27 protein-coding genes are annotated in these 25,747 nt (G+C 70.6%); 15 read left to right on the top strand and 12 right to left on the bottom strand.

Annotated features, from left to right (window positions below; genetic code table 11):
• Window positions 1-4: 4 nt before the first annotated feature.
• The 3 genes from ACNNMR_RS04905 to ACNNMR_RS04895 are packed head-to-tail and all read right to left on the bottom strand — an operon-like array spanning window position 5 to window position 2,495.
• Entirely contained in the window at window positions 5-682 is a 678-nt protein-coding gene (locus tag ACNNMR_RS04905) for a uracil-DNA glycosylase (RefSeq protein ID WP_419993266.1), read from the bottom strand.
• A 45-nt stretch (window positions 683-727) separates the two neighbouring features.
• Window positions 728-1,819: a WD40/YVTN/BNR-like repeat-containing protein gene (locus ACNNMR_RS04900; protein ID WP_419993265.1), complete on the bottom strand. Its 1,092-nt coding sequence runs from the start codon at window positions 1,817-1,819 to the stop codon at window positions 728-730.
• A 55-nt stretch (window positions 1,820-1,874) separates the two neighbouring features.
• On the bottom strand, window positions 1,875-2,495 hold the full coding sequence (locus ACNNMR_RS04895) for a TetR/AcrR family transcriptional regulator (RefSeq protein WP_419993264.1): 621 nt from the start codon (window positions 2,493-2,495) through the stop codon (window positions 1,875-1,877).
• A 312-nt stretch (window positions 2,496-2,807) separates the two neighbouring features.
• Between ACNNMR_RS04895 and ACNNMR_RS04890 the strand changes: the two genes are divergently transcribed.
• Entirely contained in the window at window positions 2,808-3,296 is a 489-nt protein-coding gene (locus tag ACNNMR_RS04890) for a DUF402 domain-containing protein (protein ID WP_419993263.1), read from the top strand.
• A gap of 93 nt (window positions 3,297-3,389) precedes the next feature.
• Entirely contained in the window at window positions 3,390-3,899 is a 510-nt protein-coding gene (locus ACNNMR_RS04885; protein ID WP_419993262.1) for a hypothetical protein, read from the top strand.
• A 4-nt stretch (window positions 3,900-3,903) separates the two neighbouring features.
• Here ACNNMR_RS04885 and ACNNMR_RS04880 read toward each other — a convergent pair whose 3' ends face one another.
• The 5 genes from ACNNMR_RS04880 to ACNNMR_RS04860 all read right to left on the bottom strand — a co-directional run bounded on the left by ACNNMR_RS04880 (window position 3,904) and on the right by ACNNMR_RS04860 (window position 7,697).
• Complete coding sequence (locus tag ACNNMR_RS04880; protein ID WP_419993261.1) at window positions 3,904-4,596, bottom strand: HAD family hydrolase; 693 nt, start codon at window positions 4,594-4,596, stop codon at window positions 3,904-3,906.
• A 9-nt stretch (window positions 4,597-4,605) separates the two neighbouring features.
• On the bottom strand, window positions 4,606-5,268 hold the full coding sequence (locus tag ACNNMR_RS04875) for a phosphatase PAP2 family protein (protein ID WP_419993260.1): 663 nt from the start codon (window positions 5,266-5,268) through the stop codon (window positions 4,606-4,608).
• A gap of 29 nt (window positions 5,269-5,297) precedes the next feature.
• Window positions 5,298-6,239 (bottom strand): M56 family metallopeptidase, encoded by a 942-nt coding sequence (locus tag ACNNMR_RS04870; RefSeq protein WP_419993259.1) that lies wholly within the window; start codon window positions 6,237-6,239, stop codon window positions 5,298-5,300.
• An 82-nt stretch (window positions 6,240-6,321) separates the two neighbouring features.
• Window positions 6,322-6,864, bottom strand: coding sequence for a DUF5134 domain-containing protein (locus ACNNMR_RS04865; protein WP_419993258.1), 543 nt, complete (start codon window positions 6,862-6,864; stop codon window positions 6,322-6,324).
• Between the two features lie 149 nt (window positions 6,865-7,013).
• Window positions 7,014-7,697, bottom strand: coding sequence for a glycerophosphodiester phosphodiesterase (locus tag ACNNMR_RS04860; protein ID WP_419993257.1), 684 nt, complete (start codon window positions 7,695-7,697; stop codon window positions 7,014-7,016).
• 265 nt (window positions 7,698-7,962) lie between these two features.
• On the opposite strand from ACNNMR_RS04860, the gene ACNNMR_RS04855 reads away from it, so the two are divergent.
• The 3 genes from ACNNMR_RS04855 (at window position 7,963) to ACNNMR_RS04845 (ending at window position 11,295) form a co-directional block, all read left to right on the top strand.
• Complete coding sequence (locus ACNNMR_RS04855; protein ID WP_419993256.1) at window positions 7,963-9,369, top strand: DUF6421 family protein; 1,407 nt, start codon at window positions 7,963-7,965, stop codon at window positions 9,367-9,369.
• A gap of 97 nt (window positions 9,370-9,466) precedes the next feature.
• Window positions 9,467-10,228 (top strand): SDR family NAD(P)-dependent oxidoreductase, encoded by a 762-nt coding sequence (locus tag ACNNMR_RS04850; protein WP_419993255.1) that lies wholly within the window; start codon window positions 9,467-9,469, stop codon window positions 10,226-10,228.
• Window positions 10,207-11,295, top strand: coding sequence for a threonine aldolase family protein (locus ACNNMR_RS04845; protein ID WP_419993254.1), 1,089 nt, complete (start codon window positions 10,207-10,209; stop codon window positions 11,293-11,295). The genes ACNNMR_RS04850 and ACNNMR_RS04845 overlap by 22 nt, the downstream gene beginning before the upstream one ends.
• An 18-nt stretch (window positions 11,296-11,313) precedes the next feature.
• On the opposite strand, the gene ACNNMR_RS04840 is transcribed toward ACNNMR_RS04845, so the two are convergent.
• On the bottom strand, window positions 11,314-12,018 hold the full coding sequence (locus ACNNMR_RS04840; RefSeq protein ID WP_419993253.1) for a lysophospholipid acyltransferase family protein: 705 nt from the start codon (window positions 12,016-12,018) through the stop codon (window positions 11,314-11,316).
• A gap of 33 nt (window positions 12,019-12,051) precedes the next feature.
• Between ACNNMR_RS04840 and ACNNMR_RS04835 the strand changes: the two genes are divergently transcribed.
• The 5 genes from ACNNMR_RS04835 (at window position 12,052) to ACNNMR_RS04815 (ending at window position 17,205) form a co-directional block, all read left to right on the top strand.
• A complete protein-coding gene (locus tag ACNNMR_RS04835) occupies window positions 12,052-12,375 on the top strand; it encodes a thioredoxin family protein (protein WP_419993252.1) in 324 nt (107 codons plus the stop codon).
• A 125-nt stretch (window positions 12,376-12,500) separates the two neighbouring features.
• Window positions 12,501-13,289: an electron transfer flavoprotein subunit beta/FixA family protein gene (locus ACNNMR_RS04830; RefSeq protein ID WP_419993251.1), complete on the top strand. Its 789-nt coding sequence runs from the start codon at window positions 12,501-12,503 to the stop codon at window positions 13,287-13,289.
• A gap of 51 nt (window positions 13,290-13,340) precedes the next feature.
• On the top strand, window positions 13,341-14,303 hold the full coding sequence (locus tag ACNNMR_RS04825; RefSeq protein WP_419993250.1) for an electron transfer flavoprotein subunit alpha/FixB family protein: 963 nt from the start codon (window positions 13,341-13,343) through the stop codon (window positions 14,301-14,303).
• A 117-nt stretch (window positions 14,304-14,420) separates the two neighbouring features.
• Window positions 14,421-15,692, top strand: coding sequence for a DUF6986 family protein (locus tag ACNNMR_RS04820; protein WP_419993249.1), 1,272 nt, complete (start codon window positions 14,421-14,423; stop codon window positions 15,690-15,692).
• Between the two features lie 79 nt (window positions 15,693-15,771).
• On the top strand, window positions 15,772-17,205 hold the full coding sequence (locus tag ACNNMR_RS04815; RefSeq protein WP_419993248.1) for an AAA family ATPase: 1,434 nt from the start codon (window positions 15,772-15,774) through the stop codon (window positions 17,203-17,205).
• 2 nt (window positions 17,206-17,207) lie between these two features.
• Here ACNNMR_RS04815 and ACNNMR_RS04810 read toward each other — a convergent pair whose 3' ends face one another.
• Window positions 17,208-18,197, bottom strand: a complete 990-nt coding sequence (locus ACNNMR_RS04810; RefSeq protein WP_420000265.1) for a LacI family DNA-binding transcriptional regulator — start codon at window positions 18,195-18,197, stop codon at window positions 17,208-17,210.
• A gap of 177 nt (window positions 18,198-18,374) precedes the next feature.
• On the opposite strand from ACNNMR_RS04810, the gene ACNNMR_RS04805 reads away from it, so the two are divergent.
• On the top strand, window positions 18,375-19,328 hold the full coding sequence (locus tag ACNNMR_RS04805; protein WP_419993247.1) for an ROK family protein: 954 nt from the start codon (window positions 18,375-18,377) through the stop codon (window positions 19,326-19,328).
• 6 nt (window positions 19,329-19,334) lie between these two features.
• Here the strand turns inward: ACNNMR_RS04805 and ACNNMR_RS04800 are convergent, their stop codons facing one another.
• Complete coding sequence (locus ACNNMR_RS04800; protein WP_419993246.1) at window positions 19,335-19,769, bottom strand: nuclear transport factor 2 family protein; 435 nt, start codon at window positions 19,767-19,769, stop codon at window positions 19,335-19,337.
• Between the two features lie 87 nt (window positions 19,770-19,856).
• On the opposite strand from ACNNMR_RS04800, the gene ACNNMR_RS04795 reads away from it, so the two are divergent.
• Complete coding sequence (locus ACNNMR_RS04795) at window positions 19,857-20,432, top strand: TetR/AcrR family transcriptional regulator (protein ID WP_419993245.1); 576 nt, start codon at window positions 19,857-19,859, stop codon at window positions 20,430-20,432.
• Here ACNNMR_RS04795 and ACNNMR_RS04790 read toward each other — a convergent pair.
• Window positions 20,422-22,431, bottom strand: coding sequence for an NPCBM/NEW2 domain-containing protein (locus tag ACNNMR_RS04790; protein ID WP_419993244.1), 2,010 nt, complete (start codon window positions 22,429-22,431; stop codon window positions 20,422-20,424). The genes ACNNMR_RS04795 and ACNNMR_RS04790 overlap by 11 nt on opposite strands.
• Before the next feature lie 260 nt (window positions 22,432-22,691).
• On the opposite strand from ACNNMR_RS04790, the gene ACNNMR_RS04785 reads away from it, so the two are divergent.
• From ACNNMR_RS04785 to ACNNMR_RS04775, 3 genes are read left to right on the top strand one after another with little or no spacing between them, the layout of a single operon-like run.
• Window positions 22,692-23,957: an ABC transporter substrate-binding protein gene (locus ACNNMR_RS04785; RefSeq protein WP_420000264.1), complete on the top strand. Its 1,266-nt coding sequence runs from the start codon at window positions 22,692-22,694 to the stop codon at window positions 23,955-23,957.
• Window positions 23,958-23,971: 14 nt separating this feature from the next.
• A complete protein-coding gene (locus ACNNMR_RS04780; protein ID WP_419993243.1) occupies window positions 23,972-24,895 on the top strand; it encodes a carbohydrate ABC transporter permease in 924 nt (307 codons plus the stop codon).
• Complete coding sequence (locus ACNNMR_RS04775) at window positions 24,892-25,746, top strand: carbohydrate ABC transporter permease (RefSeq protein ID WP_419993242.1); 855 nt, start codon at window positions 24,892-24,894, stop codon at window positions 25,744-25,746. The genes ACNNMR_RS04780 and ACNNMR_RS04775 overlap by 4 nt, the downstream gene beginning before the upstream one ends.
• The last annotated feature ends 1 nt before the right edge of the window (window position 25,747 follow it).

The raw sequence follows: 25,747 nt of genomic DNA, 5'->3' as shown, positions 1-25,747 counted from the left end.
CAGGTTATGGCAGCCGCCAGTCGACCGGCTCGGCCCCCTGCTCCTGCAGCAGCCCATTGGCCCGGCTGAACGGCCGCGAGCCGAAGAAGCCGCGGTCCGCCGACATCGGCGACGGATGCGAGGACTCGATCGCCGGTACGCCCCCGAGCAGCGGCCGCAGGTTCCTGGCGTCGCGGCCCCACAGGATCGCCACCAGCGGGCGGCCGCGCGCGGCCAGCGCCCGGATCGCCTGCTCCGTGACCTCCTCCCAGCCCTTGCCGCGGTGCGCCGCGGGGCTGCGCGGCGCGGTGGTCAGCGCCCTGTTCAGCAGCAGCACGCCCTGCCGGGTCCACGGCGTCAGGTCGCCGTTCGACGGGCGCGGCAGGCCGAGGTCGGTGTGCAGCTCCCGGTAGATGTTCTCCAGGCTGCCGGGAATCGGCGACACCTCGGGAGCGACGGAGAACGACAGCCCCACCGCGTGCCCCGGCGTCGGATACGGATCCTGGCCGACGATGAGCACCCGCACATCGTCGAAGGGCTGCTGGAAGGCGCGCAGCACATTCTGCCCGGCGGGCAGATAGGTGCGCCCCGCCGCGATCTCCGCGCGCAGAAAATCGCCCATCGAAGCGATGCGCCCGGCCACCGGGTCGAGCGCCTTCGCCCAGCCCGCTTCAACGATTTCAGGAAGAGGTCGTGCTGCCACAGTCGGTCACTCTATCCCCCTTGGCAGGGCCCGCGTTGAGCTCCTTCAGTCCAGCGCCACCGCCCGCACGCACAGCACATCCGGCAGATGCGACGCCAGCTGCTGCCAGCTCTCGCCGTCGTCCGCGCTGGCGAAGACCTCGCCATTGCGGTTGCCGAAATAGACGCCCGCCGGGTCGGCGTCGTCCGTACACAGGGCGTCGCGCAGCACCGTGCCGTAATGCGCCTCCTGGGGCAGGCCCGCGCTGAGCGGCTGCCAGCTCGCGCCCGCGTCCTCCGTCCGGTACACCCGGCATCTGTTCTCCGCGGGGACCCGGTCCTCGTCTGCGGTGATGGGGAAGAGGTAGGCGACATCGCCGCGGTGCGGATGCGCCACCACGCCGAAGCCGAAGGTGGACGGCAGGCCGGCGCCGATGTCCTGCCAGCTGCCACCGCCGTCGTCGCTGCGATAGACGCCCCAGTGGTTCTGCAGATACAACCGGTCCGGGTTCGCCGCGTCCTGCGACACCTTGTGCACGCACTGGCCGAACTCGGGGAACTGGCTGCCCTCCGGCAGGAACACCGCCTTCACCCCCGCATTGGACGGCGCCCAGCTCTTCCCGCCGTCCCGCGTCCTGAACACCCCGGCCGTGGACACGGCGACCAGCACCGAATCGGCGTCCCGCGGGTCCGTCACCACCGTGTGCACCGCGAGGCCGCCGCCGCCCGGCACCCACTGCGACCGCGACGGGTGCTCCCACAGCTCACGCACCAGCTCATAGGTCTCGCCGCCGTCGACGGACTTGAACAGCCCGCCCGGTTCCGTACCGGCATAGACGACCCCCGGCGCCTCGGGTCCGGCAGGGCGCAGCTGCCACACCCGCTCCAAGGAAGTCCCGGTGTCCTGCGGATACTTCACCGGTGGCTGCTTCGGCTCCTGCCAGGAGGCGCCGAGGTCATCGGACCAGAAGACCGAGGGGCCCCAGTGCGCGCTGTCGCCGCCGGCGAGAATGCGCGGCGCCGCGCCGCGCTTGTCGATGCCCACGGAATAGATCGCCTGTGCGTTGAATTGCGGCTCGCCGAATTTCCACGAGCCGCCCCTTCGCTTCCCGATGAAGAGCCCTTTGCGCGTGCCTACCGCGAGCAGTGCATCGGTCATGACATGCCACCTCCAAGACGCCGTTGTCCCGTAGAGCTGCCGTCAGCTCTGTGAGCTACGTGACATCCTGCACCCCGGCACTGACATCCGGCGGGAAACCGAGCTCGGGGCCGAGTCCGTACCGCTGGAAGAGCTCCCCGCGCAGCCGCGCCACCGGCATCGGCGCCCCCGGCAGCAGCACCGCGAACACCGCGCCCATCAGCAGCGCCCGCAGCATCGGATAGTCCGTGTCGACGTCGTCCGACCCGTACCGCCGCACGGTGTCGCGCAGGATCGCCGCCAGCTGCTGTTGCTCCTCGCACTTGATGAAGCCGTCCGCCAGCAGAATCCCCGCCATGTGCTGCCGCATCAGCACCGGCCGGTCCTGCGCCAGCCTCAGGATCGCGTCGATCGCCCTGGCCAGCCGCACCTTGCCGTCCTCGGTCACGGGCTCGCGCTCGAGCGCCTCGCTGAGGGTCAGGTGCATGAGCCGGTGCACGGCGGACTGCAGGAGCTGCCGCTTCCCGGGGAAGTAGTACGAGATCAGGCCGCGCGCCGAGCCCGCCCGGTCGGCGATGTCGCCCAGGGTCGTGGCTTCGTATCCGCGCTCGTCGACAAGATCGACGGCGGCCCGCAGCAGCCGCTCGCGGGAACGACGGCGCAACTCTTCGTTGACCGAGGCGCTGCGCGGGGACATGCTTAACTCCTGCGTTGACTGGCTGATAGCCAGTATACTTTCTGTGGCTTCGGGGACCGGTGTGGCTGATGTTGGCCTGCCGGTGTCCCGATTTCTCCCTTCGGGTTCCGGTGACGCGGGGGATCACCGGAACCCGAAGGCGGGTTCAGAAGAATTTTCCACCACGCGGGAACGCACCTGAGAACCCACCCGTTGGACAATTCGAGGCCCCGCGTTCCCCCGTCGCGGGGCCTCACCAATGCTCCCACCGGCTCGCCCGTCCGGAGAAGAATCCGGTGGCGTGCCCGGCAGTCGGCAAGCCAAGCTGATCGCATGCTCACTCCCGGCTCGGACGTCAAGGTCCGCCTCGTCAAGCACCCCCGCAAGGACGTCCGCTACCCGGCCACGGCCGTCTCCGACGACGGCACCCGCGCCGTCGTCCGCGCCCCCTGGGCCGGTCCGCCCGTGCGCGACTTCGGCTTCGTACGCTTCGAGTCGGGCGATGTCTTCACCGAGCACTATTGGCGCGACCGCTGGTACTCGATCAAGGAGGTCAGGGCCGCCGACGGCACGCTGAAGGGCTGGTACTGCGACATCACCCGCCCCGCCGTGGTGACCGGCGACACCCTCACCATCGAGGACCTCGACCTGGACCTGTGGCGGTCCGCCGACGGCGGCACGGTGCTCCGCCTCGACGAGGACGAATTCGAGGAGAGCGGCCTCGCCGAGCGCGACCCGGACGCGGCGGCCAGGGCGCAGGCCGCGCTGGACGAGCTGGAGCGGCTGGCGCGCGACGGAGGCTTCGCCGAACTCCTCGGGTGAACCCCCCTTATTGACAGGTGCACGCCCTCGCTTTCAGGGTGTAGTTCCCGCGCCCGGCCGGGGGATGCCGGGCGCTCAACACAGGGGGAATCCATGCCACTTGCGATCTGCTCGCTGAAGTGGGACGAGGAAACGGACATCACGCAGAAGGTCCAGTACGGCGACGACGGCTACCACCTCGTGCGCTTCCCGTACGGCGCGGCCGAGTCCCTGGACGACTGGGGCATGCACAACGTGGGCAACGGCGGGGGCGGCCACTCCGCCTTCCCAGACGCCCGCTCGGGCCTGATCTGGCCCAGCCACGACGGCTGGGGCGTCGTGTCGGCGCTGGTCTTCTGGGCGAAGGACGACGAGCCGTCCGAATACCGCCTCCGATTCGTCCGCGACCCGCTCGGCGACGCCCCCGACTCCACCGCCACCAGCGACTTCACCCGCACCGGCGGCGGTCAGTTCCGCGCGCACACCTGGCAGCTGATGGTGCACCCGGACGTGCCGCTCGGCCTCAAGATCACTGCCCGCGGCACCGGCGACAAGAAGATCCCGACGCCGATCGTGCTCGCCGAGTTCAAGCTCGCGATACACACGGACGTAATGAAGCCGTAGGCGCTCAGCCCACCAGCCGCAGCACCGGGCGCAGCCCCTCCGGCCGCTGCGCCACCGGCAGATGGTCGACCGGCAGATAGTCGCAGCCCACCGCCTCGGCTCCGCCGTCCGCGCGCCGGTCGTCGCCGACCATCAGCACGCTCTCCGGCGCCAGCCCGAGCTCCTCGCAGGCGATCCGGAACAGCCGCGGGTCGGGCTTCTGGATGCCGTGCTCGTACGACAGCACGCAGGTGTCCACCGCATCCGCCACGCCGTGCGCGCGCAGCACCGGCCGCAGATCCCAGCCGATGTTGCTCAGCACACCGACCCGCACGCCCCGGCGCCGCAGCTCTCCGAGCACCTCCGCGGCGTCAGGGTACGGCGCCCAGGCGGCGGGCGTCATATGGCGCTCGTAGAGCGCGTCATAGACATCCCAGGGCAGCTCCGCCTCGCGCGAAAGACCCGTATAGGCGGCGCGGTGCCGCTCCGGGTCCGTGTCCCGGGTGGCCCACAGCTCGGTGAGATGGCGGGGGACCTCCGCCGGATACGTGCCACCCGGGATGCCGCCCACCGCGTCCAGCCGCCGCGCGCCCTCGGCCACCGCGCCGTCGTCCGCCGCGATGCCCTGCTCCCGCAGCACCGCCGCGAGGCAGCCGGCCGCGGACTCGATGCGGAAGAGGGTCCCGGAGAAGTCGAAGAGCACGCCCTTGATCGCCATGCCGCGATCCTACGGCTCGCCTCTGACACGCTCGTGAAGGAACGCGACCGCCACCACCACGGCCGCCCCCATCAGCCAGCCGCCCACCACATCGCTCGGCCAGTGCACCCCGAGCCACACCCGCGTGAACCCGACCCCGGCCACCGACACCCCGGCCACCGCCCACGCCGCCCGCTGCCACCCGGCAGGCGCCCCGTACCGCCGCAGCAGCCACACCCCGATCCCCAGCGTCACGGCCACCGACATGGCATGCCCGGAGGGGAAGGCCGCATAGTGCGCCGAGTCGACCGGGTCCGGCCAGCTCGGACGGTCCCGTCCCACCGCCGCCTTGAGGCCCTGCTGCACGATCAGACCCACCACCGTCCCGCCCACGACGATCCCGGCGACCAGCCGCTCGCCGCGCCACAGCAGCCAGCCGACCACCACCGCGGTCAGCGCCCGCATCGTCCACGGGTCCCACACCCAGTCGGTGAGGATGCGGTTGGCGTGCGTGACATCGGGCTCGTCCACCGCGGGCCCGTGCAGCCCCTCCGCCGTCCACCGGTCGAAGTCCAGCAGTGGCCCCCAGCCGGCGGCCACCAGCGTGAGCAACAGCAGGGAGAGCGCGGCGAGGACGGCCAGCGCCGGGCCCGGGCGGGTACGGGAGCGGACCGGGGCGGACGTCAGCGTCATGCGGAAGATCCTCGCGTACGAGGCCGCCCTTACGCCAGCGTGCTCAGCCCCGGCACAAAGGCCACCAGCAGCGGCACCGCGGGCACCAGCGCCGCACACGCGGTCATCCGCAGCCGCCGCCCGGGCGTCAGCCGCGGCCCGGGCGCCAGCAGCCGGTCGACGCGCTGCGGCACCTGCGCCAGCTGCGGCGGGCAGGGGCCGAACACGCCGCGGTGCTCGTTGAGTTCGAGGAGGGCGGTGGCGAAGGTCATCCGCCCGAAGCGGCGGGACGCGGCGTCGTCGGCGGCCAGCTCGCACAGCCGGTGCACCTGGTCGCGGAAGGCGGCGAAGACGGGGACCTGCGGGAAGCCGCTCGCGAGCGCGCCCGCGCAGTACAGCAGCCAGTGGTGCCGGGCCCGCGAGTGCCCTTGCTCATGGGCGAGTACGGCATCGAGCTGGCGCTTGCGCAGCCGACGCAGCGCGCCGGTGGTGATCACGAGACGCGGCGTGGTGCCGCCGGGCAGCCACCAGGCGTCGGGGCGTTCGCCCTCCAGGACGACCAGGCGGTCGCCGCGCTGCTCCTCCTCGCCGGGCAACAGCGGCGCGCGGACGAGCAGTTCCGCCCGCTGCCTGCGGCGTACGGAACGGGCGTGGCGCACCTCGCGGACGAAGTTCACGGCGGTCCAGGCGCCGCCCGCGGCCAGCACCGCGGCGAGCGCGGCGGACCAGGAGCCGCCGGACCCGAGCCCGTACGCCTCGACGACGCCGTGCGGCGCGGGGGCGAAGACGCCGCTGCGCACGCTCTCCCACGCGGACGCGGCGCTGAGCGCCATGGCGAGGCCGCAGCACAGCAGCACGGCGGCGACCGCGCACTGCCACGCCCACAGCGCGAGCACCGGCTCCCGGTCCGGCCAGGAGGCGCGGCCGAGCAGGCTGGGAGTCGCAACCGCCACGACGGCGGCGAGCAGCAACAGCGCCATTGCGATCACCATGCCCCCAGCCTAGGGAGGGCGACTACTGTCCGGTACCGGCCGGAGCGCGAAGTGACCGACGCCACGCGATCTTTTACAGCGGTTACATCGCCAGAAGCATGGCGAACATCCCGATACCCATGCTGATCCGGCACCCCGCCACCAGCTCAGGCCGCTGTGTCCACCCGGCCCCGCCGACCGTTCCACCCCCCGCGACGACCAGCCGTGAGCCCCCGTACAGCACGTACGCGAGGTAATAGACGAGCAGCGCCCCGGTCACCAGCGGCAGCCCCGCCGGTGGCCCGTGCCCGGCATGTCCGCCCGCGGCCGCCATGGCGAGCCCCATATAGGCCATCGCCAGCGCGCCGATCAGATGGTGCAGATGCCCCGGGGCGTGCCGGAGCGGCAGTACGGCACGCACCGCGGCGGCACCGAAGACGGTGGCGAGCGCGTACCCGCCCCACCGGCCGGTGTCGAGCGCGGACGCCGGCACGGCCATCGCCGCCATGCCGAGCCCCATCAGCGCGTCGCCGCGCGCGGCCCGCCGCTGCCCGGCCGGGGCGGTGCGGATCCGCAGCAGGCAGTACGCGCCGACCGCGGCGCTCAACGCCACGAGCAGCCAGCCGGCGAGCGGCGGTGCGTGCATGGCGGCCCCCTTGGCGGAACGGCTTCGGGTACGGCCGGACCATGCCCGGGCGGGCGGCGGCACACGCAAGCGCATGGGCGCAAAGGGGTCGCGCGGGAGGGAGCGGGAGAGCGGGGAGCAGGGGAGGGGGCGGCCCGAAGCCGCCCCTCTCAGGCCGTGAAGCGAGCCGTGCGCTTGATCTCCGGGAAGTCCGTCACGACGCCCTGCAGCCCGAGGCCGCGGGCGAGCTTGAGCTGGTCGGGGGTGTTCACCGTCCAGGCGATCACGTCGAGGTCCGCGGCGTGTGCCTTCTCCACCAGCTCCAGGGTGAGGCGGCGGAGGTTGAGCGACAGCATGTACGCGCCCACGGCCTTGGCGCGGTCGACGATGTCGTGCCCGTAACGGCTGGCGACCAGGACCGTGCGCACCCGCGGCAGCAGCTTCTTGATCTCGTCGATCGCCTCGTCGTGGAAGGACAGCACCTCGACCCGGCCCACCAGATCCCGCCGCTCCAGCACCTCGGCGAGCGACCTGGCCGCGGCGACGTCCTTGATCTCCGCCTGCAGCGGCGCGGCGACCGCGTCCACGACCTCCTCGAAGACCGGGATCCGCTCGCCGTCGCCGGCATCCAGCTCGCGGAGCTCGTCCAGGGTGAAGTCGGCGATCGGGCCCTTGCCGTCGGTGGTGCGGTCCACCTCGGCGTCATGCATGATCACGAGGTGCCCGTCCTTGCTCAGGTGCAGGTCGAGCTCTACGCGGTCCATGCCCTCCCGGTCGGCGCGGACGAACGAGCGGAGGGTGTTCTCCGGCTCGATGCCCATCAATCCGCGGTGTCCAATGGTCACAAACGACACAGCACTCTCCGCTTCCGTCGGGGGCGGCTCACGACTCCCGGGTCGCCGAAAGCCTAGGCCATGCGCAAGAGATCGAACCCGGCCGTGCACTGGTCTGTGGGCGTGTCCGCGCACGGTGCTGACGTCGCGTGCGAAGGCGGCCCGTACGGAAGAACTGCGGTCGCGGCGCTTGATCGCAGCAGATTTTGCGGCGACCCCCCTTGAGTGCGACGGTCGTACGTGGATACGGTAGGGACACGAGAGGTTCTCCGCGGAGGAGTGGAAGATGACGGAAATTCTTGCTCATGGCGTAGCGGAAGGCGGCGTTCTGCCTGTGGAGCGCATCGTCGACAGGCCCGCCTGGGCCGCGCTGAAGGCCGCCGTGGAGGAGATCCGTCCGTGGCAGTCCAAGGACGGCTCGATCGACTTCGACGCCGAGGGCGCGCCCGCCCGCGCCGACGCCGATGCGGCGCTGGAGCGGGTGGTCTCCGGCGTGAGGGAGCTGGCCCCGCTGCTGCCGCACAACGAGGCGTACCACCAGGCGCTCGTCGCGGACCTGCGCCGCTGGGCCCAGGGCGGCTTCGGGGTGCCCGACTTCCTCGACTCGCTGCTCGCCTTCCAGCCCGCCGAGCAGCGCGCCGACGGCCTGCAGCACCTGGTCGTCTTCCCGATGTACACCCAGAACGGCAATCCGGACCGCAACCTGGAGGCGGTCGTGATCCGCGTCGTCTGGCCGGAGTGGCTCGCCGAGCTGGAGCGCACCCGTTACGACAACCCGCTCTTCCTCGGCATCACCTTCGAGGACTTCACCTCCGGCTACGACACGAACTCCGCCGTGCTGTTCCCGGAGACCATCGCGGTGCGCGAGGCACCCGAACGGTTCAGCTGGGGCGCCATCTTCTGCGACCGCGAGGCCGCCCGCTTCCGCCGCGTCATCAAGTCGGCCGTGGACGTCACAGGGCTGGCCCTGCCCGAGGACGCCCAGGGGCTGCTGGACGACCAGGAGCGGGCGCAGATGACCTTCGTGCTCTGGGACATGGTCCACGACCGCACCCACAGCCATGGCGACCTGCCCTTCGACCCCTTCATGATCAAGCAGCGGCAGCCCTTCTGGATGTACGGCATCGAGGAGCTGCGCTGCGACCTCACCGCCTTCCACGAGGCCGGCAAGCTGTACGCGGACGGCTTCGCCCAGGGCCGCGACGTGCAGTACGCGGTGCTGATGGACCGCCTCTTCCGCTTCCCGGTCACCGGCGAGCGCAACCGCAACTACGACGGCCTCGGCGGCCAGCTGCTCTTCGCGTACCTGCACAAGCACGACGCGCTGCGCTGGACGGACAACAAGCTGTCGATCGACTGGGACCGCGCCCGCGAGGTCACCGGCGCGCTGCGTACGGAGATCGAGACGCTCTACCGGGACGGCATCGACCGGCCCAAGCTCGTCCACTGGTTCAAGGCGTACGACCTCGTCTCGACCTACCTCTCGCCGCACCCCGGCTCGGTGTGGGCCAAGGGCCCTGACGCGCTCGACCTGTCGCAGCCGCCGCGCAAGCTGGTCGACGACGTGCTGCCGGACGAGTTCCCGCTGAGCATGTTCTACGAGGCCCTGGCCAAGAAGCTCCGTAAGACCATTGCCTCGACCAAGGGCATCACCGCCAAGAGCGACGCCGGCAGCGATGCCGTAGCCGCCTGAACGGAAAGACGGGACGCGCAATGAGTGAGCGAAGCGAGCGAATCAACAAGAGGTGCGCGCTGTGCTCACAGCCCGCCGAGCGAAGCGAGGCTGGCGCATGAGCATCTCGGGGAACGACACGGACAGCGCGCTCAGGGGCGCCGTGATCGCCGTGGCCGGCGCCGGTGGCCCCGCCGGCACCGCCGCGCTGCGGCGGCTCGCGGCCGGGGGCGCCACGGTGGTCGGCGCCGACGCCGACACCGAGCGGCTGAACGAGGCGGTCAGGGCCGCCTCCGGGCACGGCGGCTTCGTCTACGGCGAGCAGGTCGACCTGCTCGACCCGGAGGCCACCCGCGACTGGGCGGAGCGGATCGAGAAGGACCACGGCCGCGTCGACGGCCTGGTGCACCTGGTCGGCGGCTGGCGCGGCTCGAAGTCCTTCGCCGAGACCGACCTCGCCGACTGGGACGTGCTGCACAAGCTCCTCATTCAGACCGTGCAGCACACCTCCCTCGCCTTCCAGGAGCCGCTGCAGCGCAGCGGCGGCCGCGGCCGGTACGTGCTGGTCTCCGCCGCCGGCGCTTCGAAGCCGACCGGCGGCAATGCCGCGTATGCCGCCGCGAAGGCCGCCGCCGAGGCCTGGACGCTCGCCCTCGGGCACGCCTTCAAGAAGGCCGGGGGTGACTCGTCGCCGCCTGCCGCGGCTGTCATCCTGGTGGTGAAGGCCCTGGTCCATGACGCGATGCGGGCCGCGAAGCCGGAGGGCAAGTTCCCCGGCTTCACGGACGTGGCCGATCTCGCGGACGAGATCGCCCGTGTCTACGACCGCCCCGTCGAGGAACTGAACGGAACCCGCCAGTGGCTCACACCCCAGCCATAAGCCAGCAGACCGACGCCAAGCAGCGGCACAACCCGGAGTCGCGCGCCTTCGCCAGCGACAACTACGCGGGCGTGCATCCGGAGATCCTCGCCGCCATCGCCCTCGCCAACGGCGGCCACCAGGTCTCCTACGGCGAGGACGAGTACACCGAGGCCCTGCAGCAGATCTTCCGCAGCCACCTCGGCCCGTACGCCACGGCCTACCCGGTCCTCAACGGCACCGGCGCCAACGTGGTGGCGCTGCAGGCGGTCACCGACCGCTGGGGCGCCGTCATCTGCGCCGACAGCGCGCACATCCACGTGGACGAGTGCGGGGCGCCGGAGCGGGTCGGCGGTCTCAAGCTGCTCACCGTCCCGACCCCGGACGGCAAGCTCACCCCCGAGCTGATCGACCTGGAGGCGCGCGGCTGGGACGACGAGCACCGCGCCATGCCGCAGGTCGTCTCGATCACCCAGTCCACGGAGCTGGGCACCGTCTACACGCCCGACGAGGTCAAGGCCATCTGTGACCACGCCCACGAGCGCGGCATGAAGGTCCACCTCGACGGCGCCCGGATAGCCAACGCGGCCGCCACCCTCGACGTCCCGATGCGGTCGTTCACCAATGTGGCGGGCGTCGACATCCTGTCCTTCGGCGGCACGAAGAACGGCATGATGATGGGCGAGGCCGTCGTCGTGCTGAACCCGGACGCGGTCGGCGCGATGAAGCACCTGCGCAAGCTCTCCATGCAGTTGGCGTCCAAGATGCGCTTCATCTCGGTCCAGTTCGAGGCGCTGCTCGCCAAGGACCTGTGGCTGCGCAACGCCCAGCACGCCAACGCCATGGCCAAGCGGCTCGCCGCGGGCGCCCGGGCCATCGACGGCGTCGAGATCCTCTACCCCGTTCAGGCGAACGGCGTCTTCGCCCGGCTGCCGCACGACGTCACGGAGCGGCTGCAGAAGCAGTTCCGCTTCTACTTCTGGGACGAGGCGGCCGGCGACGTCCGCTGGATGTGCTCGTACGACACCAAGCCCGAGGACGTCGACGCCTTCGTCACCGCCCTGGGGGAGGAGATGGCCAGGGCCTGACCGCCGTACGGACCAGGCCTAGGCCGGCTCCGGTGCGCTCCCGCCCAGGTGGGCCGGGAGCCACCAGGAGTCGTCCGGGCCCTTCGGCTTGTCGGGATACGCCTTCTGCGCCGCCGTCAGCAGCTCCTGCATACGCCCCTTGAGCTGGGCTGTCAGCGCCTCCTGGTCGACCTCCGAGCCGACCCCCATCTTTTCCCCGACCCGGATGGTGATGGGGAAACGATTCCTCCCGAAGTCGCGCTTGCGGCCCTTCGTCCACAGCCGCTGCGTGCCCCACACCGCCATGGGAAGCAGCGGCACCCCCGCCTCCTGGGCGAGCCGCGCCGCGCCGGACTTGAACTCCTTGAGCGTGAACGACTCCGAGATCGTCGCCTCCGGGAACACTCCCACGATCTCGCCGCGGCGCAGCGCCGAGAGGGCCTCGCGGAAGGCCTGCGCGCCCTGCGCGCGGTCCACGGGGATGTGCTTCATGCCGCGCATGAGCGGCCCGGAGACGCGGTGCCTGAAGACCGACTCCTTCGCCATGAAGCGCACGTACCGCTTCGCCGGCAGCGCCGCGTAGCCGCAGAAGATGAAATCGAGATAGCTGATGTGATTGCTCACCAGCACGGCCCCACCGTCCTTGGGGACGTGCTGCGCGCCGTCAAGGTCGATGCGAAGTCCCAGGGCCTTGAACCAGGTGCGCGCAGCCTGGATCACCGGCGGGTAGATGAGCTCTGCCACGTCCGCAGGATACGGTCAGGCATCCTGGGCTGCATGGAAGCGCTTCTCACACCCGCGGACCTTGACATCGAGGGCCTGGGGAGCAGGGCCACCCTGGTGCAGTTCTCCAGCGCCTTCTGCCAGCCTTGCCGTGCCACCCGCCGGGTGCTGGCGGAGGTGGCGGCGATGGTGGAGGGCGTGGCGCATGTGGAGGTCGACGCCGAGTCGCACCTGGAGCTCGTACGGCGGCTGGAGATCACCGGCACGCCGACCGTGCTGGTCCTGGACGCCGCCGGGGCGGTGGTGCGGCGGGCGACCGGGCAGCCTGGTAAGGCGCACGTCATTGCCGCGTTGGGCGACGCAGTAGGGACGCAGTAGGGAACGTCACAGTTCAACGTCCTTGAAACCCGGGAATGACGTCGGTGTACTGACGAGTAATATTTATATGCTGCCAGCACGGCAGTTTCGAAGACGAGACGAACGAGAAGCGGTTGGGAGCCGGCGTGAGCTTGAGGATCGTTGTCTGTGTGAAGTACGTGCCCGACGCCACCGGCGACCGGCACTTCGCCGAGGACCTGACCGTCGACCGCGAGGATGTGGACGGCCTGCTCTCCGAGCTCGACGAGTACGCGGTCGAGCAGGCGCTGCAGATCAAGGAAGCGAACGACGACGACGCCGAGGTCACCGTCGTGACCGTCGGCCCGGAGGACGCCCGCGACGCGCTCCGCAAGGCGCTCTCCATGGGCGCCGACAAGGCCGTGCACGTGGAGGACGACGACCTCCACGGCACCGACGTCTTCGGCACCTCCGCGGTGCTGCAGAAGGCCGTCGAGCACGTCGGCTACGACCTCGTGGTCTGCGGCATGGCCTCCACCGACGGCACCATGGGCGTGCTCCCGGCGATCCTCGCCGAGCGCCTCGGCGTGCCGCAGGTGACCCAGCTGTCCGAGGTGTCGGTGGCAGACGGCAAGGTGACCGGCCGCCGCGACGGCGACGCCGCCACCGAGCAGCTGGAGGCCTCCCTCCCGGCGCTGATCTCCGTGACGGACCAGTCGGGCGAGGCCCGCTACCCGTCCTTCAAGGGCATCATGGCCGCCAAGAAGAAGCCGGTGGAGGAGCTGGACCTGGACGACCTCGGCCTGGAGGCCGAGCAGGTCGGCCTGGACGGCGCCTGGACGAAGGTCGACGAGGCCACCGAGCGCCCGGCGCGCACCGCGGGCACGATCGTCAAGGACGAGGGCGAGGGCGGCAAGCAGCTCGCCGAGTTCCTCGCGGGCCAGAAGTTCATCTGAGCCCGGTCCACGCCACAAGCCCTCACCTCTGCACAGGAGATCTGATTTCCCATGGCTGAAGTCCTTGTCTACGTCGACCACGTCGACGGCGCCGTCAAGAAGCCCACGCTGGAGCTGCTCACCCTCGCCCGCCGCATCGGCGAGCCCGTCGCGGTCGCGCTCGGCAGCGGCGCCGCGGACACCGCCGCCACCGTCGCCGAGTACGGCGCCGTGAAGGTGCTGACCGCCGACGCACCGGAGTTCGGCGAGTACCTCGTGGTGCCCAAGGTGGACGCGCTGCAGGCCGCGTACGACGCGGTGAGCCCGGCCGCCGTCCTCGTACCCTCCTCCGCGGAGGGCAAGGAGATCGCCGCCCGCCTCGCGCTGCGCCTGAACTCCGGCATCATCACCGACGCCACCGACCTGGAGGCCGGCGACGAAGGCCCGGTCGCCACGCAGTCGGTGTTCGCGGCCTCGTTCACCACCAAGTCCCGCGTCTCCAGCGGCACCCCGGTGATCACCGTCAAGCCGAACTCGGCCGCCCCGGAGGCCGCCCCGGCCGCCGGCACCGTCGAGGCGCTGAACGTGTCCTTCTCCGAGGGCGCCACCGGCACCAAGGTCGTCTCCCGCACCCCGCGCGAGTCGACCGGGCGCCCGGAGCTCACCGAGGCCGCGATCGTGGTCTCGGGTGGCCGCGGCGTGAACGGCGCGGAGAACTTCCATGTCATCGAGTCCCTCGCCGACTCCCTCGGCGCGGCCGTCGGCGCCTCCCGCGCCGCGGTGGACGCCGGCTGGTACCCGCACTCCAACCAGGTCGGCCAGACCGGCAAGAGCGTCTCCCCGCAGCTGTACATCGCGGCGGGCATCTCCGGCGCGATCCAGCACCGGGCCGGCATGCAGACGTCCAAGACGATCGTCGCGATCAACAAGGACGCCGAGGCGCCGATCTTCGACCTGGTCGACTACGGCATCGTCGGCGACCTCTTCGAGGTCGTCCCGGCGCTGACCGAGGAGGTCAAGACCCGCAAGGGCTGACCGCTGCTCGTCCCGCAGGCCCCCGTACGCGATCGCGTACGGGGGCCTGACCATTGACGTTCCGCATCGTGGAGATTAAATTTCACTTCAACGCTTTGTTGAGTTGAAGGAGTGTGGATGGTGCAGGGGACTGAGTCATCGGGTGGGGTCGCGACGACGCTCGCAGGCTCCGTAAGCGCGCAGCTCGGCGCCTCGCTGGCGCAGGTCGACGCCGAGCTGGCGAGCCGCTATCCGGGCGACCCGGGCACCCGGCAGCCCGTGCACACGGTCTACGTCCCCGGCGACGCCTACGCGGCCGACACCATCCGCTCCTGGGGCGACCAGGCCCTCGCCCTCCTGGACGAGCACGCGCCGGACGCGGGCGCGCTGGCGGGCGTCCTCGGCATCCCCGACGAGCTGGCCGGGCCGGTCTACGACCGCGTGCGCGCCAAGCTGACCCGCGAGCCCGTCGAGGACCTCCGTATCGACTTCGAGGACGGCTACGGGCCGCGCCCCGACGCCGAGGAGGACGAGGCCGCCGCCCGCGCCGCCGAGCTGGTGGCGGCGGGCAGCGACGCCCCGTATGTCGGCATCCGCATGAAGTGCATGGAGTCCGCCGTCCGCGACCGCGGCATCCGCACCCTGGACATCTTCCTCACCGGGCTGCTTGAGCGCGGCGGCCTGCCGGACGGGCTCGTCCTGACCCTGCCCAAGGTGACGTACGCCGAGCAGGTCACGGCCATGGTGCGGCTGCTGGAGGAGTTCGAGAAGGCCCGCGGCCTCGCCGCCGGTCGGATCGGCTTCGAGATCCAGGTCGAGACCACCCAGTCGATCCTCGGCGCCGACGGCCGCGCCACCGTCGCCCGCATGATCGAGGCCGCCGAGGGCCGCGCCACCGGGCTGCACTACGGCACCTTCGACTACAGCGCCTCCTGCGGCGTCAGCGCCGCGTACCAGTCGATGGACCACCCGGTCGCCGACCACGCCAAGGCCGTCATGCAGGTCGCGGCCGCGGGCACCGGCGTCCGGCTCTCGGACGGCTCCACCAACGTCCTCCCGGTCGGCGACACGGCCCAGGTGCACGCCGCCTGGAAGCTCCACCACGACCTCGTGCGCCGCTCTCTGGCCCGCGCGTACTACCAGGGCTGGGACATGCACCCGGGCCACCTGCCGACCCGTTACGCGGCCGTCTACGCCTTCTACCGCGAGGGCCTGGAGCAGGCCGCCGCGCGGCTGGCCGCGTACGTGTCGAAGGCCGGCGGCGCCGTGATGGACGAGCCCGCCACCGCCAAGGCGCTGTCCGGCTACCTGCTGCGCGGCCTGGACTGCGGCGCGGTCGACCTCGATGAGGTCACCAAGCTGACCGGTCTTGATCGCGCGCGGCTCGACTCGCTGGCCGGCCGCGGTTAATTGAGGTGAATTGCCCGCCGCCGCGCACCTACTGTGGGCGGCGGCGGCACGACCGGCCGCCGGAGACGGGGGTACGGGTATGGAGCAGCAGGAACGGGCCGAGTTCGGCCGCCTCTTCCGGCAGTTCCTCGACCAGATCGTCTACAACGACGGTGTCGAGGGCCGCTCATTGCTGGAGCGTCTCGAAGCCCACCTGGGGCGCAAACCGGAGCAGGTCCCGGTCGTCAAGGGCAGCTACGCCCCGTACGACCACGCCAACGTCCACGTCGCCGCCGAGCGCTGGTTCAGCTCCGAGGGCCGCAGCCATGAGCTGATCGGCATCACCGGCGAGGGCCGCCGATACGAGTCGCTGGGCGAGATCCTGGAGGCCGCGCAGCGCCGCGAGCGCTTCATCGTCGGCGCCGTCGACTACGCGTATCTGCCGGTCGCGCCCGGCGAGGAACTCTCCTGCGTCTCCTTCGGCATCTACCTCGGGACCGACGGCGACGACCGGTACGCGGTGCTGCTGCGCGGGCCCAGCGAGGAGTACGGCCGTGAGGAGGTGGAGCTTGAAGTGCTCGCGCCCTCCCGGGAGGCCGCCAAGCGCTTCCTCGCCGGCCTCGACGCGCTGATCCGCGAGCACAACGTCTTCCGCGGCAAGATCCTCTCCTTCGAGGGCACCGCCTTCAGCCACGGCATCGGCCCGTTCCGCTTCCACTCCCGCCCCGGCCTCGGGGAGGGCGACATCGTGCTGCCCAACGGGCTGCTGGAGCGCGTCGAGCGGCAGGTCGTCGGCGTGGCCCGGCGCCGGGAGGCGCTGCGCGCGGCTGGGCAGCACCTGCGCCGCGGGCTGCTGCTGTACGGGCCGCCGGGCACCGGCAAGACGCATTCGGTGCGGTATCTGCTGTCCCAGCTGCCGGACTTCACGGCTGTCGTGCTCGCCGGGCCGACCATCAAGTACGTCGGCGCCGCGTGCGCGCTGGCGCGGCAGCTGCAGCCCGCCCTGGTGGTCCTGGAGGACTGCGACCTGGTCGCGGAGGCGCGCGACCTCAGCGACGACGACCAGCCGCTGCTCTTCCAGGTGCTCAACGAGATGGACGGCCTCGGCGACGACGCCGACGTCGCCTTCCTTCTCACCACCAACCGCGCCGACCTGTTGGAGCCCGCGCTCTCCCAGCGGCCGGGGCGTGTCGACATGGCGGTGGAGATCCCGCTGCCGGACGCGGTGGGGCGGCGCCGGCTGTTCGGCCTGTACGGCGGGCAGCTCGGCCTCGACGGCGACGCGGTGGAGCGGGTGGTGGAGCGGACCGAGGGCACCACGGCGTCGTTCACCAAGGAACTGGTGCGGCGCGCGGTGCTGTTCGCCGCGGAGCGGGAGGAGAAGACGTCCGCGGATGACGTCCAGGCTGCCCTGGACGAGCTGCTGTCCGACCGGGACGCGCTGACGCGGCGGCTGCTCGGCGTCGGGGGCGCGTCCGGGGAAGAGCCCGACGACGACCACGACGACTACGACGACGTCGGCCTCGAGGACTGACCTCAGGCCGGGGGAATCTCCCCCGACCCGCGGGCGATGAGCCGCGTCGGCAGCTCCACCCGCTTCGGCGCGTCATGCCCGCCCTCCAGGCGGCGGAACAGCGTCTCCGCCGCCGTCCGCCCCAGCTCCGCCGGATCCTGGGCGACGACCGTGATGCCGGGGGAGAGCAGGTCGGCGAGCTCGAAGTCGTCGAAGCCGACCAGGGCGACGGGGGTGGCGCGGTCGCGCTCGCGGAGCATCCGCACCGCCGTCACCGTCACCCGGTTGTTGCCGGAGAAGATCGCCGTGACCGGCTCGGGCCCGTCGAGCATCGCGGCGATCGCGGTACGGACCCGGTCCGGGTCGGTCGACCCCATCGCCACCCACGAGCCGTGCACCGGCAGCCCCGCGTCGGCCATCGCCGTGCGATAGCCGCGCAGCCGCTCCGCGGCCGTGTGGATCCGCGGATGGTCGCCGATGTAGCCGATCCGGCGCTGCCCCTGGGCGATCAGATGCGCGACGCCGTCGCGGGCGCCACCATGGTTGTCCGTAAGCACGGTGTCCGCGTCGATGCGGCCCGCCGGGCGGTCCACGAAGACGGTCGCTATGCCCGCGGCGATCTCCGGCTCCAGATAGCGGTGGTCGTCGCTGGCCGGGACGATCACCAGGCCGTCGACCCGGCGGGCGCAGAACGCCAGCACCAGCTCCTGCTCGCGGGCTGGCTCCTCGGCGCTGGAGCCGTTGATCAGCAGGGTGCCGTGCGCGCGGGCGACCTCCTCGACGGCGCGGCTCAGCGGGGCGTAGAAGGGATCCGCCAGATCCTCCAGCACCAGGCCGATGCTGGACGTACGCCCCTTGCGCAGGATGCGGGCGCTGTCATTACGGCGAAAGCCCAGGGCGAGGATCGCCTCCCTGACCCGCTGCTCGGTGTCGGGCGTCACGCCCGGCTCGCCGTTGACGACGCGCGAGACCGTCTTCAGGCCGACGCCGGCGCGGGCCGCGACGTCCTTCATCGTCGGCCGGGAGCCGTAGCGGCTGGAGGCGCTCTCTGTCTGCGGGTCGGTCACGTTGGCGAGTCCTTCGGGCAGGGCCTTGGCAGGTGGTGTCGATCATAGGGGCTGGACAACGTTGTCAGGGCCAGGGAAGATATGCTCCGCCGCTGACCACTACCAGGAGAGCTCACGACGCCGATGCAGACAGCCTTGATCGCCGCCCTCGACATCGGCGGTACGAAGATCGCCGGAGCACTCGTGGATGGCGACGGGAGGCTGCTCGTACGGTCCCAGCGGCCCACGCCCGCCAAGGAGTCCGCCGCGGCGATGAAGGCCGCGGTCGCGGGCGTCCTGGGCGATCTGACGGCCGCCCCGGAGTGGCCGCGGGTCGCGGCGCTCGGGATCGGCAGCGCGGGTCCGGTGGACGCCTCCACGGGCACGGTGAGCCCCGTGAACATTCCCGTATGGCGAGACTTTCCGCTGGTCGCGGGCGTGCGCGAGACCGTCGGCGAGCTGCCGGTGGTGCTGGTCGGCGACGGCGTCGCCATCACCGCGGCCGAGCACTGGCAGGGGGCGGCCCGCGGGCGCGCGGCCGCCATGTGCATGGTCGTCTCCACGGGCGTGGGCGGCGGCCTGGTGCTGGACGGGCGGATCTATCCGGGGCCGACCGGCAACGCCGGGCACATCGGCCACATTTCGGTGGATCTCAACGGCGACCCGTGCCCGTGCGGGGCGCGCGGCTGCGTCGAGCGCATCGCCAGCGGGCCCAACATCGCCGCGCGGGCGCTGAGCGAGGGCTGGACGCCGGGCCCGGACGGCGACGCGACCGCGCGCGGCGTCGCGGCCGCCGCGAGTGCGGGCGACCCGGTCGCGCTGGCCTCCTTCGACCGGGCCGCGCAGGCTCTCGCCGCCGGTATCGCCGCGACGGCGACGCTCGTCGAGATCGAGGTCGCCGTCATCGGCGGTGGCGTGGCGGCCGCGGGCGACCTGCTCTTCGAGCCGCTGCGGCGCCACCTGAAGAGCTACGCGACGCTGTCGTTCGTGTCGGGCCTCGAGGTCGTACCGGCCGCGCTGGGCACGGACGCCGGGCTGATAGGCGCGGCGGCCGCGGCCGCGGAGAGCCTGCGGATCGGGCCGTTCGCGGAGGACTGACCGGCTTTACGCGGCGGCCTTGACCCCCGCCAGCATCTCCTCCAGGCGCCCCGAGGCCGCGGCGATGGCGACATGGTCGTGGTAGTCGCGGGACGTGGCGATCAGCCCGTCGCGCACTCGGACCACCTGGACGTTGGCGGCGCGGACGGAGTTGCCCCCGACGGTCACCACGGACTCGTACTCGGCGACGACCACCTCCGGGTCCGCGGTCTCGTGGAGCACGGTGTTCTCGATCTTCAGCTGCAGGCCCCCGGCGACGAGCGGAGCGAAGTGCTCGGCCAGCGACTCGCGGCCCTCGGCGTGCCCGGCGACGGGCTTGGCGAAGACGATGTCGACGACGGTGTCCGCCGCGTACAGCTCGGCGAGCTCATCCCAGCGGGACGCGGAAATGCGCTGGTGAAGCTCGGTGACGGTCTCGCGGGGCGTGCGGACGGCAGGCATGATGGCCTCCAGGTGGGAGAGAATCGGACTGGCTGGTCCGCTTAACAGAATCCGGACTGGCGAGTCCGTTTGTCAAGGAGTGTGGTCGTGGTCACATCGGGACGCCCGCTGCGCGCGGACGCGCAGCGCAACCGTGCGCGCGTGCTGGAGGCGGCCGAGCAACTGCTGTGGGAGCGCGGCGCCGGGGTGCGTACGGAGGAGGTAGCCAAGGCCGCGGGCGTCGGCGTGGGCACGGTCTTCCGGCACTTCCCGACCAAGGAGGCCCTGTTCTCGGCCGTCTACACCGCGGGTCTCGAACGGCTGACGGCGGAGGCGGAGGCCCTCGCCGCCGAGGCGAAGCCCGGGGAGGCGTTCTTCGGGTTCTTCACCAAGGTGGTGGGGGAGTCGGAGCGGAAGCTTGCCCTCGCCGACGCGCTGGAGGACGCCGGCATCGACGTCGCCCAGGCGCACGCCGACGCCGGCGCGGGACTGCGCGACGTGCTGTCCCGCCTCCTGGCGCAGGCGCAGCAGAGCGGCGCCGTGCGCGGCGACATCGGCGTACTCGAAGTGATGGCGCTGCTCGTCGGCGCCACCCGCGCCGTGAAGCAGGCGGGCGCGGACCCCGGCGTACGGGCCCGCGCCCTGGCGGTCGTGCTGGACGGGCTGCGCCCGACTAGCAGCTGAGCTTGGCCTCCGCCCAGTCCGCGTGATCGCTGTCGACCCCGTCGCCGCCGTCCGTGACGACCAGGCGGACGGTGGTGGCGCCCGTGACGTCGGCCGTCAGATCCTGGGCCGGCATGGCGTTGGTGAGGGTGTCCGTCGAGGCGGCCTTCTTGTCGTCCGCCCAGACCTCGAAGGCGACCGTGCCCTTGTCGCCCTTCTCGTCGTCGACGCCCACCTTCGCCGTGACCGCCGAGCACTTTTTGCCCGCGTAGTACACGACCTCGCTGACCGCGTGCGCGCCCAGGCCCTTCGCGTACGTGGTGCCGCCGATGGTGAGCGGCTTGCCGTCGCCCGCCGCGTCCTCGCCGACGCTGGTGTCCTTCTCCACCGGGCCCCAGCCGTTGGCGGCGCTCAGCCAGGTCAGGTCGCTCGCGTACGAGGCGCCGCCCGGTGGCGCCTGGACGATGTAGGCCCGGCCCGGGAGCTCGGCGCTCACCCGCTCACCGGCGGGGGAGGTGTAGCGGGACGCCAAGGTGAGGGTGTGGGCGCCCTGTTGGCTCCCGGCCGGTGCGGACACGGTCCATTTCGTACGGAGCTGGGCGCCGCTCTTGAGCGTCTTCGCGGTCGCCGGGCTGCCGGGCTTCGCCTGCCAGCCCTCCGGCCCCGAGAGCGCCGCCGAGACGTTACGGGCCGGCGTGCGGCCGTGGTTGGTCAGCGTCGTCGTGGTCGCGGCCGGCTTGCCCGCCTCGACGTACGGCGTCGTGTCGATGCCCGCCTCGACGGCCGGCGGGTGCGAGGCCCAGTCGCCGCCCGCCGACACCCGGAACATCGCCGTGCCGTGCGCCGGGACGGTCGCCGAGATGGCGCCCGCCGTGTTGTAGCTCTTGTGCTGCCAGAGGTCGCGCAGCACGTACGCGTCCGCCGCCGGCAGGCCGAGCGCCTTGGCCGACGTGGCGATGTGCTGCGGCTGGTCGGTCTCGTTGAAGAGGGTCACCGCGCGGCTGCCGTCCGCCAGCTCCTTGCCGACCACCCAGCGGCCGGCCTCCGAGGACAGCACCTCGCCCTGCTTGCCGAGCGGGTCCTGGTTGACGGCGATGACCTCCTTGTTCTCCAGGATCTCGAAGGTCGCCTCGTCGGCCTTGCGCAGGTCGGTGCCGATGAGCAGCGGCGCCGCCATGATCGACCACATGGAGAAGTGGCTGCGGTACTCCGTGTCCGTCATGCCGCCGTTGCCGACCTCCAGCATGTCGGGGTCGTTCCAGCGGCCGGGGCCCGCGTACTTCGCGAGGGGGAGGTTCTGCTTCATGATGCCGAGCATGCTCGACCAGCTGTCGCTGATGTCGCCCGTGGTACGCCACAGTTGGCCGAGGTCTCCGGCCCACTCCCAGGGCTTGTTCTCGCCCCACTCGCAGATGGAGTAGACGATCGGCCGGCCGGTGGCCTTCAGTGCGTCGCGCATCTTGGTGTAGCGCTGCTTGGCGTCCACGCCCTGGTTGTTGCAGTTGTCGTACTTGAGGTAGTCGACGCCCCAGTCGGCGAACTGCTGGGCGTCGGACTCCTCGTGGCCCAGGGCGCCGGGGAAGCCGGCCGAGTTGCAGGTCTTGGTGCCCGCGCTGGTGTAGATGCCGAACTTCAGGCCCTTGGAGTGGACATAGTCGGCGACCGCCTTGATGCCGTTCGGGAAGCGGGCCGGGTCGGGGACCAGCTTGCCGTCGGCGTTGCGCTCGGGGAGCGCCCAGCAGTCGTCCAGGTTCACGTACTCGTAGCCGGCGTCCTTGAGGCCGCGCTCGACGAAGATGTCGGCGATGCCCTTGACCATGGCCTCGTTGAAGTCCGCCCGGCAGTGGGTGGAGTTCCAGTTGTTGAAGCCCATCGGCGGGGTCTTGGCGAGGCCGTCCTCCACGAGTGGTCGGACGTCGTCGGCGGGACGGGCCTGGGCCGGCGCGGCGAGGGCGCCGGATGCCAGCAGCAGGGTGGCTAATGCTCCGATGATTCGCTTGCGTGATCTAGGGTGGCGCACGCTACGTCTCCTCGATCGTGGCGGTCGTCATGACCGCGTCAAGGTCCGAGTGTTTACGGTAGGCCGTGTTCGACTCTGTCGGAAGAGAAGAGATAACAGTTGCCTGCTGGGCGGTGAAACCCCTTGACGACGCCGGGAGTCGGGGGTGAGATCCGGGCATCCCGTTCGGTTGTGTTCGGTTACGCCCTTGAGGAGGCAGCGCCATGAGCCGCTCTTCGTACGGTCCCGCTTCGGCGCAACACGAGTCCACAGGTCATCCGATGTCCCGCCGCGGCCTGCTGCGTACGGCCGCCATCGGCGCCGGGGCCGTAACCCTGCCGAGCCTCCTGGCCGCCTGTGGCGAGGGGCCCGGTGGCGGCGGTAAGACCATCACCCTCGGCTCCAACTCCTCGGACCCGGTGCCGAAGAAGGCGTTCCAGGCCGCCTTCGACGCGTACGAGAAGAAGTCGAAGAAGACGCTTGAGGTCAACACCAAGGACCACAACGACTTCCAGGAGAACATCAACCGCTATCTGCAGGGGAATCCGGACGACGTCTTCATGTGGTTCGCCGGATACCGGATGCAGTTCTTCGCGAAGAAGCGGCTGCTGACCGAGGTCAGCGACATCTGGAAGGACTTCAAGGGCTTCTCGCCGGCGCTGAAGGCGCAGTCGACCGGCGAGGACGGCAAGCAGTACTTCGTGCCGTACTACTACTATCCGTGGGCGGTCTTCCACCGTAAGAGCCTCTTCGAGGAGAAGGGCTACGAGCCCGCGAAGAACTGGGACGACTTCATCGCGCTCGCGAAGAAGATGAAGAAGGACGGGACGCCGGTCGCCTTCTGCGACAAGGACGGCTGGCCCGCGATGGGCACCTTCGACTACATCAACATGCGGCTCAATGGATACGACTTCCACAAGTCGCTGATGGCGGGGAAGGAAGCCTGGACCGACAAGCGGGTCAAGGGCGTCTTCGACCTGTGGCGCGAGCTCATGCCGTACTACCAGGCCGGCGCGAACGGGCGCACCTGGCAGGAGGCGGCGCAGGGACTGCAGAAGAAGGAGACAGCGATGGCGGTGTTCGGGATGCCGCATCCGGGCCAGCAGTTCCCGAAGGGCGAGCAGGAGGACATCGACTTCTTCGCCTTCCCCGAGATCAGTCCCGAGCATGGACAGGACGCGGTGGAGGCGCCGATCGACGGGTTCCTGCTGTCCAAACGGCCGAAGAACGAATCCGGAGCCAAGGACTTCCTGAAGTTCATGGCCACGCCGAAGGCCGAGGACATCTACCTGGCCGGCGACCCCAACAACATCGCCTGCAACGACGGTGCCGACACCTCGAAGTACAGCGCGCTGCAGAAGAAGTCCGTGGAGCTGGTCTCCGGTGCCAAGCAGATATCGCAGTTCCTGGACCGCGACACCCGCCCGGACTTCGCCTCCACGGTGATGATCCCGGCGATTCAGAAGTTCATCGGCAACCCGAAGGATGTCGATGGACTGGTGAATGACATCGAACGGCAGAAGAAGTCCATCTTCGCGGCCGAGTAAGGGAGTTGCCGCCCGTGCCGCAGAAAGTGGAGTCCGTTCCCCGGCAAAGGCGACGGCGGTGGACGCGGCGCTTCACGCGCCGCGACCTCGTCGTCCTCGGCGTGCTGCTGGGGATACCGATCCTCATCGACATCGCGATCGTCTGGGGGCCGACCGTGGCGTCCATCGGGCTGTCCTTCACCAGCTGGGACGGCATCGGGGACATCAAGGGCGTCGGCGGCCGCAACTACGACGACCTCGCCAACACCTACCCCGCCTTCTGGCCCGCCGTCCGCCACAACCTCCTCTGGCTGGCCTTCCTCGCCCTCGTGGCCACGCCCTTCGGGCTGCTGCTCGCGGTCATCATCGACCGCGGCGTGCGCTTCAGCCGCTTCTACCAGTCGACGCTCTACATGCCGGTGGTGCTGTCCCTGGCGATCGTCGGCTTCATCGCCCAGCTGGTGCTCTCGCGCGACAACGGCGCCCTGAACGCCGTCCTCGCCAACCACGACAACCCCGTGGACTGGCTCGGCGATCCGGACCTGAACCTCTGGATGGTGCTCCTCTTCGCCGGCTGGCGGCACGTCGGATATGTGATGATCCTCTACCTGGCCGGGCTGAAATCCGTCGACCCGACGCTGAAGGAGGCGGCGGCGATCGACGGCGCGAACGCCCGGCAGACCTTCTTCCGCGTGGTCTTTCCGACGCTGCGCCCGGTGAACGTCATCGTCGGCGTCATCACGGTGATCGAGGCGCTGCGCGCCTTCGACATCGTCTACGTGATCAACAAGGGCCGCAATGGCCTGGAGCTGCTGTCCGTACTCATCACGGACAACATCATCGGCGAGGCCAGCCGGATCGGCTTCGGGTCGGCGATCGCTGTCGTGCTGCTGACGGTCTCGCTGGGCTTCATCGTCACGTATCTGGTCCAGGAGCTGCGAGGGGAGAAGGGCCGATGATCCGGCGTGGGCGGTACGGCACGCATATCTTCCTGGCGGCGGTCTCGATCGTCTTCCTGCTGCCGCTGCTGCTGGCGGTGTATGCGTCGCTGCGGCCGTATCAGGAGACGGCGGAGCACGGATATCTGTCGTGGCCGAAGCACCTTTCCTTCGACTACTACCAGCGGGCCTATACCGAATCCGGGATGGGGAAGTACTTCGTCAACACGCTGCTGATCGCCGTCCCGGCGGTCATCGTGACGATTTTCCTGGCGTCCTTCGTGGCCTTCGCCATCGCGCGGCTGCGGATCCGCTTCGGCATGGTGCTGCTGATCGCCTTCACGGCGGGGAACCTGCTCCCGCCGCAGGTGATCGTCACGCCTCTCTACGTGGCTTTCAACAAGATTCCCCTGCCGTGGTGGATGTCGGATTCGCTGCTGCTGTACGACTCGTACTGGGCGGTGATCATCGCGAACATCGGCTTCCAGATCGGCTTCTGCGTCTTCGTCCTGTCGAACTTCATGCGCACGCTGCCGACAGAAATCATGGAGGCGGCGATCGTGGACGGCGCGGGCGTCTGGACGCAATTCTGGCGCATCACCCTGCCGCTGTGCCGCCCGGCCCTGGCGGCACTGGCAACCCTGGAATTCACCTGGATCTACAACGACTTCCTCTGGGCCCTGATCTTCATCTCCAACCCGGACAAACTCCCCATCACCTCATCCCTGAACAACCTGAAGGGCCAATTCTTCACCGACTACAACCTCCTGGCCGCCGGCTCCGTCCTGGTAGCCCTCCCGACCATCCTCGTCTTCCTGCTCCTGCAGCGACACTTCATCGCGGGCCTGACGCTGGGGTCGAGCAAGGGGTAGG

The organism is Streptomyces boninensis (genome assembly GCF_048572725.1).
In the GTDB taxonomy this organism is placed as follows: domain Bacteria; phylum Actinomycetota; class Actinomycetes; order Streptomycetales; family Streptomycetaceae; genus Streptomyces; species Streptomyces boninensis.
This window is presented reverse-complemented; position numbering and strand designations above follow the sequence as displayed.

Coding starts and splice junctions, on each gene's coding strand:
- ACNNMR_RS04900 (WP_419993265.1), bottom strand. CDS start 1,819: ATGACCGATGCACTGCTCGCGGTAGGCACGCGCAAAGGGCTCTTCATC.
- ACNNMR_RS04895 (WP_419993264.1), bottom strand. CDS start 2,495: ATGTCCCCGCGCAGCGCCTCGGTCAACGAAGAGTTGCGCCGTCGTTCC.
- ACNNMR_RS04890 (WP_419993263.1), top strand. CDS start 2,808: ATGCTCACTCCCGGCTCGGACGTCAAGGTCCGCCTCGTCAAGCACCCC.
- ACNNMR_RS04885 (WP_419993262.1), top strand. CDS start 3,390: ATGCCACTTGCGATCTGCTCGCTGAAGTGGGACGAGGAAACGGACATC.
- ACNNMR_RS04880 (WP_419993261.1), bottom strand. CDS start 4,596: ATGGCGATCAAGGGCGTGCTCTTCGACTTCTCCGGGACCCTCTTCCGC.
- ACNNMR_RS04875 (WP_419993260.1), bottom strand. CDS start 5,268: ATGACGCTGACGTCCGCCCCGGTCCGCTCCCGTACCCGCCCGGGCCCG.
- ACNNMR_RS04870 (WP_419993259.1), bottom strand. CDS start 6,239: ATGGTGATCGCAATGGCGCTGTTGCTGCTCGCCGCCGTCGTGGCGGTT.
- ACNNMR_RS04865 (WP_419993258.1), bottom strand. CDS start 6,864: ATGCACGCACCGCCGCTCGCCGGCTGGCTGCTCGTGGCGTTGAGCGCC.
- ACNNMR_RS04855 (WP_419993256.1), top strand. CDS start 7,963: ATGACGGAAATTCTTGCTCATGGCGTAGCGGAAGGCGGCGTTCTGCCT.
- ACNNMR_RS04850 (WP_419993255.1), top strand. CDS start 9,467: ATGAGCATCTCGGGGAACGACACGGACAGCGCGCTCAGGGGCGCCGTG.
- ACNNMR_RS04835 (WP_419993252.1), top strand. CDS start 12,052: ATGGAAGCGCTTCTCACACCCGCGGACCTTGACATCGAGGGCCTGGGG.
- ACNNMR_RS04825 (WP_419993250.1), top strand. CDS start 13,341: ATGGCTGAAGTCCTTGTCTACGTCGACCACGTCGACGGCGCCGTCAAG.
- ACNNMR_RS04820 (WP_419993249.1), top strand. CDS start 14,421: ATGGTGCAGGGGACTGAGTCATCGGGTGGGGTCGCGACGACGCTCGCA.
- ACNNMR_RS04815 (WP_419993248.1), top strand. CDS start 15,772: ATGGAGCAGCAGGAACGGGCCGAGTTCGGCCGCCTCTTCCGGCAGTTC.
- ACNNMR_RS04810 (WP_420000265.1), bottom strand. CDS start 18,197: ATGAAGGACGTCGCGGCCCGCGCCGGCGTCGGCCTGAAGACGGTCTCG.
- ACNNMR_RS04805 (WP_419993247.1), top strand. CDS start 18,375: ATGCAGACAGCCTTGATCGCCGCCCTCGACATCGGCGGTACGAAGATC.
- ACNNMR_RS04800 (WP_419993246.1), bottom strand. CDS start 19,769: ATGCCTGCCGTCCGCACGCCCCGCGAGACCGTCACCGAGCTTCACCAG.
- ACNNMR_RS04785 (WP_420000264.1), top strand. CDS start 22,692: ATGTCCCGCCGCGGCCTGCTGCGTACGGCCGCCATCGGCGCCGGGGCC.
- ACNNMR_RS04775 (WP_419993242.1), top strand. CDS start 24,892: ATGATCCGGCGTGGGCGGTACGGCACGCATATCTTCCTGGCGGCGGTC.